Genomic DNA, 13,254 nt, shown 5'->3' with positions numbered 1-13,254 from the left:
CGGATAATACCGGGCTATACGGACGAGATCACCGCGCCAAAGTGATCTCACTGATGTATGCCATATGTTCCGACCGGGGAAAATGGTGCACTCAGAAAAGGTCGTTTGAGCCAAACAGGGTGCCGACTGCTGACCAGATGGTCTGCAAGCTCCGCACGGCCTGTCCCATTGGGTCTTCCTGCTCGGAACCAGTCCCGATCGTCACGTCGAATGTCTTAGGCGTGGATTCGTCATAGTGCATTCTTATCGCAGTGAACTGATCCGAATACAACAAGCCGTCAATTTCAAACAAGGCCCGGTCGCCCAAATCAAAGTCATAATACAATTGGTACGGGCGCCGATTCCAAATAACGACCTTGAAAGACTGATACGGCCTGGTCTTCCAATGCCCTTGCCGCAGAGTCAAAGCCGACGAGATCGTGTATGCCGTGCCGCCACCCTCCTGGGTGAAGTACTCAAGGTAACCCATGTCGCCAGCGGCTACGTCGCGCAACGGGTCCGTATGCCGCATAAAGGCCAACAACATATTGTCTAATTGACCCTGATAAATCTCTTCCAGACCCGACCCCTGCGGTGCGGGACCAGCCATGCCGCCACCGCCAGGACCACCGCCGTACACGTGCGTGAGCTGGATGAAGCTGAGCCCGAACTTGATTCCGAAGGTCTGCAACTGGTTAACCCAGCCAGGCGACTTGCCGCCGGCCAAAATGCTCTTGGCTTTGCTCTTGAAAATCGCCCTCTCAGACGACTTGATCGGCGAGAAGTCCAGCGAGTCCCGGAACACAATGTCTGGCAACTTCGGCGCGATCCCGAGCGAGTCCCGGACGTAGGGCGGCACGTTCTTGCCGGTGCGCGGGTCGATCGCATCGGCATCCCGAAACTCATACAACAGCTCACTGATCAAGTCGTCTGCTGTGGCGGCGACAAGGTTCACCGCCCCGTCAACGGCAGTGCCGGTCAACCCGACAACCCCCGACTTGTCCTCCACCGCAAGCACAACACAGTTGCGGGACGGGCGGGCAGCCTCATCACCAATGAGCGCAGCAAGTTCAGGGTGCGGGGAGTCCTCATCCTCCGTCAACCACGTATAGGCCCGCACATGACAGCCGGCGTCCTTCAACAAGCCTTCGGTGGTGTCGTGGGCCGATGACCAGCGAGAAGCCAACACCGAGAACCGGCTGATGTCCGTCAACGGGTTGACGAACTGCATTTGGATCGGCCAGTTCAACGGCGACCACAAGCGGCCATCGGTAAGCGGTTTAATCCAAGCGCCGGGGTTGACGAAGTTGTCGATGATGCCCAGTGGCGGGTAGAAGATCCGCGCCAAGTTCACAAACCCCGTCGTCGCCACAATCGTGCGCGTATTACCCGGCAGCACCCACGCCTTCAGGGGCTGAAACTCCGGGGCGAACCACGGTGTGGCGGCGAAATAGATGTGCTTCCAGTGCTCCCGGTTCTCCGCGACATCGAAATGCAGCTCATGCAGGCCCGCCTCGGTGCGCACGTTGCGGACAGCAGTAACCTTTCCACCCCACCGGTAGCGCCAGTTCCGCTTGTTCGGATACGGGTCGATGGTGATGTTCAGATCGTCGTTCGCGCGGACATCAGTGCGTAAGAACTTGTTGATCCAATTCGACGCCGGGAGGACGATGCTGCCCGTCCCGGTGTCATGCAACTTCATCTCGACATCGAGAGACTTCTCACCAGCAATCCTGCCGATAAAATTCATGTCTTTATCCCAGAGACGGATCAACGGCTGGGCGTGGGACTCTGCATCCTTAACCCGGCGCTTCGCATCCATCCAGCGATAAGCCGTGATCGGATTCTTGACGGGATCAGGCACCCCGGTTTCGCCGGGAATCTCCATCCGTAGCATGATTTGCCGCCTTTGCTGTATTTGCTGGGTATTTGCTGGAGTTTGCTGGACTGAACCAACATCCGAACAATCGTTCGACTAAAGCTCCCGGTACAAACCGGATGTTCGAAAATCCCCAGAAAACCCGGGGAAACGTACAAAAAACATTTCGAGCGCCGCCCCGTTGGATCTTGCGGCCCCGGGGAGGGGGTGCTGCGGGGGGCTTTGCGGGTGTATTTATGCTGGTCAGAGCGTTGCTTAGGTGTGCGATGTGGTCGCGATCGGTTTGGCCTGTTCGGGCCGGCTGCTTGACTCTCAGCAAGTGTTCGAATGGCTGATCGTCCGGACGTTCGACCAGATAGTGCATAGCGTCCCTAGTTAGCTGGTGTCGTTTGCTGGGATTGGGGGCTGGGACCGCACCGCCCGCTTACGATGCGGTCCCAGCCGGTTGCGCTCACGCGGGGAGCGAAAGGAAGGGGCCGAAGAAACTCCCCCGCGCGCGCAGGTTCCTAACTGCCCAGGTCACCTTCGACGGTGAACTTGCCGAGGCGGTCAGGCCGGACGACGGTCCAGCCCACCGACCAGGTGGCCCGCATCTGAACCGCGTGGCTGGCGAATGCAGCGTGTTCGGATACCGCGACTTCGACGGGGCCGACAGCGGAGACGATCTGGCTGCGGTCGGCAACCAGGCCAGTACCGGCCGGCAGCCAACGGGAGCGCAACACAGGAAGGCTCAGCAGCAGGGGCCGTGCGTCAGTGACGCCAGCACCCAGCAGCGAGGCGTTGATCTCGTCGCCACCCTTCTTCAACTTTCTCAGACTCGCCCACGTCAGAGGGTCAACGATGATGGCCGACGGCTGGGCGCCGTTGTTCTCAAGTTCGGCGATCAGATCGACTAGCACGTCAAGGTTGTCAACGACTTCGCCGCCATCGATCACGCCATCGACATTCAGCAGACCGGTCGACGGATCGCTCAATGAGTCGCCTAGGAAGGCGTTGTCGGCCTTCTGCACGAGATCCCGTGCGACGGACTGGGAGACCTGAGTGGCGGTCTCGGTCTGCCTGTACTGCTGCGTCGAGAGGGTCACCAAGCGCGTGATTCGCTTGGCGTTGAGGACAACTTCGTCCAGGTCCGGCTCGTCGGACTCGATGGGCGTGCCTTCAGCGACGTAATCCGCAGACTCGGCATCTTTCACGAATGCGACGCGCACGGAAGGGGTGTCGCCCTCAATCGATCCGGCGACCGTAGTGGTCTGCAACAGCAGCGCGGACGGAACGGCGTCGGTCGGTGCGAAGAAGGTTGAATCTGGCCGCCACGGATAGTCGGCGGTCCCAGTGGTCAAAATGGTCATCTAAGTTCTCATTTCAGTCAGCGCAGGCTGCCGAAATGACAGGCGGCAGCCGCGAACGCGTTAAGTTCAATTCGGCTGCCGCCTGGGCAAGAGTCCGGCGCGCCACCTGGGCGCGCAGAACATATTCTAGCGGGTGTTGCGGTATTCGGGCGGCTTGAAAGCGTCGGCAAAACTGGGTTGTGTCCGCCCGCCCTCAATAAGTCCATTCGCGGTCACACTGGACGTGGACTCTGTAGCCGGCGCGCGCTTGGCCCAGTGCGGTCTGGAGTCCAGTACCGCTTTGATTGCCGCCGAAACCTTCTCGGCATCGACACCACCGTCGTCACCCAGGACATCAGCCAGCTCCGTAGTCGACCAGAAATCCGCCGGGTCTTGGAGACGTTGAGCGACAGTGCTTGTGACGATCGCGCGCTGCGCGTCGGCTAGGCGTGATGCGAGCTGGTCGCGTTCAGCCTCCGTATCGCGCAGCCGACGCCGGTACGCCGCCGCCTCTTTATTGGGGTTTGAGACTTCGGGTTCTACAGAACCCGAAGTCTCTCCCCCAACTTCGTGTTCTGTAGGACTTTCCAGGGTTGATCCTGAAAAGGACTCTGACGCTGTATCCGTGTCAACGGCTTCCGATGTGGTGTCGTTCTCAGTCATCCTGCTTCTTCTCCTGTTCCTGATCTTCGATGGCGGCGAGTTGAGCGACGCTGCGTCGCAACAGGTCCATTCCTGGCTGCGTGTCGGCTCGCATGCCTTGGGCCACTGAACATGCAGAGGCGAGCAGGGTGTGCCGGATTCGTCCTGCCTCCGCGGCCTCCAAAATCAGTGTGTCGATGCCAAGTTCGTCTTCTGAGGCAATCGCACAGGCCAAGGCTGTTGCGCGCCGGTAGTCGCCGGTGTTCGGCATCAGGTCGGCTTTGGGTGCTGGCGCAGTGAGCGCGATGATCTTCGCGAGCATCGCGCCCAACATGTCGCCCCAGGGGTGCCTGGTCACCAGGCTTAGCGAGGGATCGCCGCCACTGCAGGTCGCGGCGATCCAGATGTCAAGATCCCGCGCCGCCGCGGTTCGAAATGGCTCGCTCATGTTGTTTCTTCCTTTCAATAGTCAGTCAGTGGGTGTGCGTTTCGTTTTGGGGTTTTCGATCAATCTCGGGTCGAGAGCCGGCCTAGACGCCAGGCGGTGGCCGCTGCGGGTGAGCTTCGGTGATCCAATATCGCCACGGCAGTCATTCCCAGACCCTGCCCGCGTGATAGCACTCCAGGCACTGGCCAGTTTTGACAGATTCCTCGTTGACCAGCAGGCAACCGCAGCCGCATCGGCGTTCGCTGGCGTTAGCCAGTGCTGTCAGAACCCGCTCGGACATGCCAGGCGTTGAGTCGGTCGGTCCACCGGGCGGCGCATTGTCTGTTTCGCCTGTTACGAGCGTTACGGACTTCCCGTTTTGGCTGGCCCGCATAGGTTCCGGTGGCGTAACAGTTGCCATGGCGTTGGGACGTGTTACGCCGGAGCCCAATTCACCACCGTCATTTGCGCTCGTCACCGGGTGCGTAACACTCGTAACGGTCGTAACACTGGTATAGACACCAACACCCACCTTGCGGATGCGGTCAGCCCTGGCCAGCCGGTTGAGGTAGACCCGCGCCTGGTCGTTGTCGAGGCCGAGAGCCGCTGCCACATCAGCCGCAGTGGTGTGGCTGGCGGGCGCACGCCTGTTGACCACAGCGGCGACATCCATTGCACGCTCGCCGTAACGCTTGCTATCGCGTCGCTTCTGCGCCTCTTCAGCAGCATCGGACAACTCATCACCAGCCAGCGTCCACACTCCTGCATTGACGGTGAACGCGTACTCACCTTCGGGCGCGTCCCGACCCGTGACCTGCAAGGTGGCCTCAGTGCTGTTGCGCTGGCGCCGGAGTACGAGCACGTAGTCAGCCGACCCCGCTAGCCCGAGCGTGCCCGACAGATCATCAACGAAATCCTCGGAGGAGGCTTTACGGGTGTGGTGCACACCCAAAAGCGCACTGCCTGGGAACGCGTCGACAACATTCTTGAGCGTTACGCCCGCCTGATAGTCGGCGAGATATGCGTCATCGTGCCGGTTCCGCTGCTGGCGGGCGCGCCCCAGGGTGTCGAGGATGACGAGCCCCTGGGGGTGCTTCGTCAACCACGCCGTGATCGTCGGAATCAAGAGCCGCGGACCGATCTCGGTCAAGATATGCAGTCGATGCGGCGGGATTCCGTCGCCCCAGACCGCCCGGATACGGCCCTGGAGTCGGCGCGGTGAGTCTTCCAAGGCCAACAGAAGAACGTCACGCTGATCGACCGAAACCTTCCCGAACGCCTTGCCTCCGGCGGCGATTGCCAAAGCGACGCAGAGCGTCCACCAACTTTTTCCGAGCTTGGGCGGGCCAGCAACGATTCCAAATCCCTCGGTGATGAGACCATGCACGAACTGCACCAAGTCCGCGAACTCCTCGTGATGCAGCTCTGCTGCAGTCATCACTGCGGCCAGCAGCGAATCCGATCCATCTGCATCGACGCCGTTAACATTCACCGTCATCCGTTCACCACCACGCGTGAGCGGCACACGGGGCCTCGCTGCGCTGCAACACTTCTGGGCGCCCGCAGGGGGCGGCGACAGTCGAGGCATCGGCATTTGCGGGAATCCACAACCGCTTGACCAGCGTGGATGGTTTCAACTCGAAGACTCATCGGAGCCCCTCCAAGACAGCGGCAGGGAGGATGGCTCGAAAGCCGGCGGCAGTGAGGTGGGCGACTGTTCGCTGCCACGCTTCACGCTGATGCTCCGTGAGGGGCACCTCGTCGTATTGCCACGGGTCGGCGCGCCCAGAGTCCAGAATGCTTAGGCGACGGGACGCAGCGCGGCGGCGCTTCATCGCGGCGACACAGCAGGTAGACTCGGCATTAGTAGTGAGGCGTGAGGGCCGGCTTCCAGGGGTGGGGGCCGGCCTTTCGCATGGCGGGCCTCCGGTTGATGGGGCGGTCATCGGGCACCGCCGCCGATGGGCTGCTTCAGGGCTTCCAGATCATCGATGTAGACGCGGATGGATTTCGGGCCGACGCGGAACGCCGGCAGGCTGCCCTCGGCGATACGGCGCCGCACCGACTGCACTGATACGCCAAGGTATTGAGCAGCGCGTGGAAGATCGATTGCCGTCTTGTGCGCGGGAATGGTAGAGGGGGGCATTGGACGCTTCTCCAGACGTTAGCTAATGGCTAACGGCCTTTGGCGTCTGCGACTAGAAGATGATTCCAGTCCCCCGTTTCGGGGTGTCCATGCCGGCTCTGGGTGACCGTTTCGGTCTGCTCAGAACACTTGAGACGTTACCACCAGTGCGGGCAGTGCCGTCAAATATCAGACATCTTTCGGCGTGTCGGGCTTCGGCTTCGGCTTCGCCAACTCTGACAACGCCTCCGCGACTTCGTGATCGCGCCCCGTCACGATCCCCTGGTAGATCAGCGACGCCTTCACTGTGCTGTGCCCGAGGCGGCCCATGGTCTCGACGAGATTACCGACTCGGGCCGTCTGAGTACCTGCGAAGTGCCGCAGGTCATGAACCCGAACACCTTGTTTGCCAATAACTTTGAGCGCCTTCGCGAAGTACTCGCGGGAGAACACACGGTCGTTCATATGGCCGCCGGATGCCGCCGGGAACAGCAGGGACTCGGGCGACGAACCGACATTCGCAGCGAGGTGGTTCTTCACGTCGTCGCGGATGTGCGGAGGGATCACCACGGCCCTACCCTTGCCGGACTTCGGCGTGTCAACTCGATACTCCGTGTCTCGGCGGGTGACGGCGCGAGCGACTGTGAGCACTGTGCAGTCGGCGGTGACGTCCTTGCGCCTCAATTCGGATACCTCGCCCCAGCGGACACCGCACCAGGCCGACAGCAGCACAAGCGCACGGAGCCGTTCGGGTCGGATGGCATCGGCCAAGGCGGCGACCTCGGTCACGGTCAGGATGATGGGCTCACGCTTGCGTGCTGGATTCATCACACGCGGCAGCTGGCACGGGTTGCGCTCAATGAGGCCGTCAGTCACGGCGGTGTTGCAGATCGCGTTGAGCAGGCCATAAGCATGGCTGTTGCGGCGGGTGTATTCGGTGCCCAGGGACGAAAACCACGCCCGCACCGCGTCGGGTGTGAGGTTCTTCAGGGGAACCTTCCCGAGCTTCGGCTTGATGTGCAGGCGCAGCAGATCCTTGTACATCGAACGGGTACGAGGCTTGACGTTGCGGTGCTCGACCCAGTTGTCGGCGTACTCGCCCACGCTGACGGCCTTGAGCTTCTGGGCTTCGACGCGCTGCGCTGGGGGCGTCCACTCATCGCGTTCGATGAGGCGGCGTTCATTCGACAACCAGTGCTCGGCGTCCATCTTTGCCGAGAATGTCTTGGGCGCCCTGTGCCGGACCAGATCAGGGCCGACGTAGGACGCCTGAAACTTCCCGGATGGGAGCCGGCGAATCCAGCCCCAGCCGCGATGTCCCGCCTTGCCGACCATCGCCCGCCTTCCTTCGGCCCGTGCTATCCACGTGCTATCCGCATGATTACATACGGCACTTGCGAGTACGTATGAATAGAGCGTACAGTCCGGCATTACAGCAGGTAGAAGGTGGAAAGTGCTGGACACCCGCTGTCCGGGCAACAAGAAGGGACGGCTAATTCGAATCCTGCCGGGGGCACCACGGTTGACCTGCGCAAACGGTCTATCCCATACGTCACGTGCGGTTCGCGCGCTCTTATGAAAAAGCAGTCCCCCACGGTCCACCCGGCCTCTTGACCGAACCGAGGGAACCGCGCCATGACCACCAACGAAACCCTGTTAGTGGGCGGTGCCACGCTGTCGACCAGGGCGAATTCACGCCCAGTGACCGCTAAGCCCCCGATCGGTTCCCCAGCTTTGGTTGCCCCCCGATGTTTTATGCACGTGCGACGCATATTCATGCGCGCGCTGAATACTTGCGGGAGACGAATGGGATCGCCGCGGCTTTCGCGCCGTCCTTCATGACGTGGACCGATGCGTGTACCAGCTACCAGACAGCTACCCGACCGACGTCGGTCAGCCCAACAGAGCAGGCAGGGGAACGTGCATCAAACCGCATGCCGCACGGAGCAGTTCAGCCTCTGACGCGGTCACGGTACCGTCGTGCAGCACCGCCTCCACCATCGCTTCGACCAGTGCTTGCTTCGCCCTCGGATCCAAAGCATCGAGGGCGGCCCAGCCTTCGTCGAGGGTCTGCTGCCAGCTCAGCCTGCGCGGGTTCTCGGGCCTCGCGGTATCGCCGTAAAGTCGGAGCAGCGCGATGCCCAACGATTGTGCCGCCACGTTTTGGTCGGCACCGCCCGCGACCGCGAGAGTCGCCAGCAGGGTCGTCACCACCGGACGCACCCCGGTGAGCGAACCGCTGCCCACCTTGCTCCGGCGAGCCGGATCGTTGGTGTCGAGCACGTAATTCCAGACCAGGCGGGTTAGGCAGTACTCGAACATCGTCACCTTCTCGTCGGCGACGGCCAGCGCGTTCAGCACCGTGATGAGCGCGTCCTGTTCGGCACGGGAGTGGGTGGCGATCTGCGGCAAAGCCAGCGCGACGACCGGAAGCCGAAGTTCAGGCGGCAGCGCGCGCATCCGGTCGACGAGCGCGGCGGCTTCCCGCGCCTGCGTCGGCCCCAGAAGTTCATTCACCGAGGCAAGCTGGCGGGCGTGCAGACCCCCGCTCGACGGCTCGAGAAGCAACGCGATGACGGCGGCGGGGGCCGTAGTGGGCTGGCTGGCCAGCATGCGGACATCGTCGGGAATCCGCGCATGCAGAGCCGCGCCGTACTTCAGGTCGTCCGAACTGAAAGTGCCTGCGCGAGAGACGACTTGCTCAGGGCTGGTGCGCCAGGCGGTGTTGGGGTGTCGCTCTGGTGCGGCAGCCTGGCGGCCGTGCGCCGTACCAGCAGGGGCGAAACCCGCGGCGACGTCCTCGGCCAGGCCGTCGGGCGCCTGATGGGCGTACCGCTGCTGAAGTTCGGCGATCTCGCCGGGGTCGAAGCTTGGGTTGAGCGCCTTGATCCGGTCGGTCAGTGGCGGATGCGTCGCGAACAACGAGGTGAACGACCACCGCGTGCCCTCTCCGAACAGCATGTGGCTGACCTCGGCCGCGTTGCGGGAGTTGCGCAGCCGCGAACCGGTCGGGATACCGCCGATTTTCTTCAGTGCGCCTTCGAGGCCGTCGGTCTGGCGGGTGAACTGCACCGCCGACGCGTCAGCCAGCCACTCCCGCTGCCGTGCTACCGCAGCTTTGATCACATTGGCGAAGAACACGCCGACGTAGCCGAGCACCATTATCGCGAATGCGAACGCCACGAGGGGCAGCGCGCGCTTGCTGTCACTCCCGCGGCCGCCGAACTGCAGCAGGCGCAAGCCGATCATTCCGATCAGCAGAATTCCGCTGAGCAATCCGATGAGTCGAATGTTCAGCCGCATATCACCGTTGAGGATGTGGCTGAACTCGTGAGCGATGACACCCTGCAATTCGTCACGGTTGAGTTGCGCCAGGGCTCCACCTGTCACCGCGATGGCAGCGTCGGCAGGCGTGAAACCCGCTGCGAAGGCGTTGATTCCGGGTTCACCGGGCATGACGAACAGACGCGGCGCCGGCACGCCCGAGGCCAGCGACATCTCCTCGACGATGTTGACGTACCTACGCAACTGCGGGTCGGTCGTCGTCGGGTCCACCGGCACCGCGCCGACGGCCGCGGCGACAGCAGTACCCCCCTGGCGCAGCGAAATAGTCTTGAACAGCATTCCACCTGCGATGATCAACAGCGTGATCGTGGTGACGACGATGACGGTCGCAAGAATCGTTGACGAGTCGATCCCGCCGTAATCCGCTGTGAGATAGACCATGGCGGTCACCGCGGCAGCATCGACCGCCGCGACCAACGCCATCACCGCAGCCCCGAAGAGCAACACCAGCTTCAGCGTGTTTCCCTTGGCGGCCCGCTGGTGCTCGAAGAAGTTCATAGCCGCCGATCGGTCAGAACTGAACCTTCGGCGCGTCCCGCATCTCCGGGCGCTCCGGCGGGATCTCGAGCAGGGCGGCCGGAGCGAAGTTGAACATGGCGGCATAGACGTTGCCGGGGAACGTCTCACGCCGGTTGTTGTAGTTCATCACCGCGTCGTTGTAGGCCTGGCGGGCGAACGCGACCTTGTTCTCCGTGGAGGTCAGCTCCTCCGACAGTTGCATCATGGTCTGGTTCGCCTTGAGGTCGGGGTACTGCTCGACCACCACGTTGAGCCGGCTCAGCGCGCCATTGAGCGCCTGCTGTCCCTCCGCCAACTGCTGCATCGCCGCCGGGTCACCGGGATTGGCCTGAGCAGCGGCCAGGCCGTTCATCGCGGCGCCACGCGCATTGACGACGGCCTCCAGGGTCTGGCGCTCATGCGCCATGTACGCCTTGGCGGTTTCGATCAGGTTGGGAATCAGGTCGAAACGACGCCGCAACTGAACGTCGATCTGGGCGAAGGCGTTCTTGAACGCGTTGCGCGCCCGAACCAGCCCGTTGTAGCCCGCGATCACGAGGACCGTGAGGAGCAGGAATAGGGCTACGACGACGATGATTCCTGTGGTGAGCCCCATGAGGCATACCTCCAAAGAGTCGGCCTTGCCGCGGTTCGTGCGGTTTGCGGCGAAGCGTAACCGCTGAAACGCCAGCGCAGGTCCGTTCGGAGGCTTCCGCAGTTTCGCTCGCCGCGATTGCCAGAACAGCACGAATGTGAGTCTGCGCCAGCAGGGTCGAGCGGTCCTCGGCAGAACTTCGCTGCCGCGCCGAGACTCAGCCGCAAAGTCGTGCCATCCACCACCGCCGCGGGATAGGCTTCCTCGCAATAGCAAGTAGTTGATATTGCGCCGCGAGGGAAGACGATGACTGCTGTGCAGGACCACGAAACCGATTTCGCCCGGCCCTGGGCACCGCACCGCCTGCGCATCTATACCGGCACGGCCCTGTTCGTGCTGGGCATGTTCCTGCTGTTGACCATCGCGGTCAGCCTGCGCGTCATTCCGGCGAACTTCCGGGTGGATGTGATCGCCAACATGATCTTCGGGATCCCGGTCATGCTGCTGCCCTTCGTCATCCTGTGGGATGCGCCCGGTGAGCATCGGGGACGGCTGGACCGGGCTGCCGAGCTGACGCTGTTCTACATCCCGTTCACCGCGGCCAGCCAGATCGGCTACGAGCTGATGTTCCTGATCGGTCAACCTCTGGGCTGGTGGGCTCCCACCGACGATCCGGGCTGGAAGTGGCTGTGGTGGCAATACGGCTTGGCCGACACCCGCTATGTCAGCGGCAATCCGTGGGTGTTCGCCCTTGAGGTGGTCGGGGTCAGCACAGGCATCACCGTCTTCGTGGCGTGGACCAAACTGCTGCGCTCGACGCTGCCGCTGGAGTCCCGGATCCGCTGCCTATGGGTGGTTTTGGTCGGCATCTCAGTGTTGATGAGCAGTACCGCGGTCTACTTCCTCAGCGAGCTGGGCGCGGGCTTCGCCGACATCGGGCAGGGAAGTTGGGGCTTCTGGTTCAAGTTCATCGGGGAAAATGTGCCGTTCATCGTGTTGCCGCCTCTGGTGATTTATGCGACATACCTGCAGATCGACCACCTGACCCGTCGAGCCGGCGCTCGCTCCGCGCTCTAGCGGCGCCTGGTTGAAGCGGGCCTAGGTGCAGGCGGCGCCCTGAGACGGCCCCAGCACCGGCCACGAGACTCCTACGGAGTGCCGCCCACACCGCCCGGGCTGCCGCCGACACCGCCAATTGCTCCCGACGGCGCTCCACCCGGAGCGCCGGCCCCGCCTGGGTGCCCGGCATTCAAGGACGCACCGCCCGCACCGGAGGCCCCGCCGTAGCCACCGGGGTCGCCGTTGCCGCCGTCGCCGCCGACACCGCCCGTGCCGCCCGAGCCGCTGGCACTGTCGCCGCCTCTGCCACCCGAACCGCCGAGGCCGCCGGCTTCGTCTCCCTGAGTGGCAGCGCCTCCGTTGCCGCCCCGGCCCCCGTCTCCTCCGTCGGCAGTGCCGGTGCTGGTGCCGCCGGCGCCGCCCGCGCCACCGTTGCCGCCACCCCCGTAGCCGTGCCCGGTTCCTCCCTGTCCACCGTCGGCACCCTTGGCGGCAATCCCGCTCTGGCTACCACCTCCGGCGCCGCCGGCACCACCGGCGCCTCCGCGGAAGCTGCCGTCGGCGCCATCGCCGGCTGCTCCGGCGGCACCGCCGTTACCACTGACACTGTTTCCGCCGGCACCACCATGACCACCGGAGCCACCGTCAGTGGTACCGGTACTGCCGTCAGCACCCGCGCCGCCGGAACCTCCGTTGCCGCTGACGCTGTCGCCGCCGGATCCGCCGGAACCACCACTGCCATAGTGGCCGTCACTAACGTTGCTTCCCCCGGCGCCCGCAGCACCGCCGTTACCGCCAGCGCCGCCATCGGCAGTCCCACCACTGGTGCCACCGTTTCCGCCGGCACCGCCACTGCCGCCTGCGCGGCTGCCACCCCCACCTTCGCCCCCGTCGGCGCCATCGGCGACCTGCCCGCTCTGGCTGCTGCCTCCAGAACCTCCGGCACCGCCGTCGCCCCCGTAGTAGCCGCCGTCGCCACCGCTGCCGGCCGCGCCTGCAGCCCCGCCGTTGCCGCTGACACTGTTTCCGCCTGAACCGCCGGAGCCGCCGTTCCCGCCTTCACCACCGGGACCACCGTCCGCGCCGTCGGCGCCAGTCCCGCCGGCCCCGCCGTTGCCGCTGACGCTGCTGCCCCCGGCGCCGCCTGAGCCACCGGAACCGCCGCTGCCCCCAAAGGCGTCGGTAGCTGCACGCCCTGCACCGCCGTTTCCTCCGGCACCACCGTCTGCGACTCCCCCACTGTTGCCGCCTGCCCCTCCTGCGCCACCTGAGCCTCCGCGCCAGCCGCCCGCCCCGCCGGTACCGCCATCAGCGCCGGCGGCGGCGCTTCCACTCTGGCTGCTCCCGCCCGCGCCCCCGGCACCACCATTGCCGCCG

At 63.8% G+C, this 13,254-nt stretch carries 12 protein-coding genes; 1 reads left to right on the top strand and 11 read right to left on the bottom strand.

The window, feature by feature from the left end; genetic code table 11:
• Positions 1-91: 91 nt before the first annotated feature.
• The 10 genes from AWC18_RS04035 to AWC18_RS04000 all read right to left on the bottom strand — a co-directional run bounded on the left by AWC18_RS04035 (position 92) and on the right by AWC18_RS04000 (position 10,839).
• On the bottom strand, positions 92-1,867 hold the full coding sequence (locus AWC18_RS04035) for a Gp37-like protein (RefSeq protein ID WP_234806420.1): 1,776 nt from the start codon (positions 1,865-1,867) through the stop codon (positions 92-94).
• Between the two features lie 497 nt (positions 1,868-2,364).
• Complete coding sequence (locus AWC18_RS04030; protein WP_085137807.1) at positions 2,365-3,207, bottom strand: phage major capsid protein; 843 nt, start codon at positions 3,205-3,207, stop codon at positions 2,365-2,367.
• A 126-nt stretch (positions 3,208-3,333) separates the two neighbouring features.
• Complete coding sequence (locus AWC18_RS21405; RefSeq protein ID WP_133054976.1) at positions 3,334-3,849, bottom strand: hypothetical protein; 516 nt, start codon at positions 3,847-3,849, stop codon at positions 3,334-3,336.
• Positions 3,842-4,276, bottom strand: a complete 435-nt coding sequence (locus AWC18_RS04025) for a hypothetical protein (protein WP_085137805.1) — start codon at positions 4,274-4,276, stop codon at positions 3,842-3,844. The genes AWC18_RS21405 and AWC18_RS04025 overlap by 8 nt, the downstream gene beginning before the upstream one ends.
• Before the next feature lie 142 nt (positions 4,277-4,418).
• Positions 4,419-5,753, bottom strand: a complete 1,335-nt coding sequence (locus tag AWC18_RS04020) for an AAA family ATPase (protein WP_165757972.1) — start codon at positions 5,751-5,753, stop codon at positions 4,419-4,421.
• On the bottom strand, positions 5,750-5,905 hold the full coding sequence (locus AWC18_RS22305; RefSeq protein ID WP_420093304.1) for a DUF6011 domain-containing protein: 156 nt from the start codon (positions 5,903-5,905) through the stop codon (positions 5,750-5,752). The genes AWC18_RS04020 and AWC18_RS22305 overlap by 4 nt, the downstream gene beginning before the upstream one ends.
• 292 nt (positions 5,906-6,197) lie before the next feature.
• A complete protein-coding gene (locus tag AWC18_RS22190; RefSeq protein ID WP_109559984.1) occupies positions 6,198-6,401 on the bottom strand; it encodes a helix-turn-helix domain-containing protein in 204 nt (67 codons plus the stop codon).
• A 168-nt stretch (positions 6,402-6,569) separates the two neighbouring features.
• Positions 6,570-7,715, bottom strand: coding sequence for a tyrosine-type recombinase/integrase (locus AWC18_RS04010; protein ID WP_085137800.1), 1,146 nt, complete (start codon positions 7,713-7,715; stop codon positions 6,570-6,572).
• A gap of 558 nt (positions 7,716-8,273) precedes the next feature.
• Positions 8,274-10,106, bottom strand: a complete 1,833-nt coding sequence (locus tag AWC18_RS04005; RefSeq protein ID WP_234806421.1) for a M48 family metallopeptidase — start codon at positions 10,104-10,106, stop codon at positions 8,274-8,276.
• Positions 10,107-10,236: 130 nt separating this feature from the next.
• A complete protein-coding gene (locus tag AWC18_RS04000) occupies positions 10,237-10,839 on the bottom strand; it encodes a LemA family protein (protein ID WP_085137796.1) in 603 nt (200 codons plus the stop codon).
• A 285-nt stretch (positions 10,840-11,124) separates the two neighbouring features.
• Here AWC18_RS04000 and AWC18_RS03995 point away from each other — a divergent pair, with 285 nt between their 5' ends.
• Entirely contained in the window at positions 11,125-11,895 is a 771-nt protein-coding gene (locus AWC18_RS03995; protein WP_085137794.1) for an emopamil-binding protein, read from the top strand.
• A gap of 71 nt (positions 11,896-11,966) precedes the next feature.
• Here the strand turns inward: AWC18_RS03995 and AWC18_RS21785 are convergent.
• Positions 11,967-13,254, bottom strand: a 1,288-nt coding sequence (locus AWC18_RS21785) for a hypothetical protein (protein ID WP_208858316.1), incomplete at its 5' end; no start/stop codon positions are given.

It is taken from the genome of Mycolicibacter nonchromogenicus (assembly GCF_002101775.1).
In the GTDB taxonomy this organism is placed as follows: domain Bacteria; phylum Actinomycetota; class Actinomycetes; order Mycobacteriales; family Mycobacteriaceae; genus Mycobacterium; species Mycobacterium nonchromogenicum.
The sequence above is the reverse complement of the archived record's forward strand: the minus strand, read 5'-3'. Positions and strand labels throughout refer to the sequence as shown.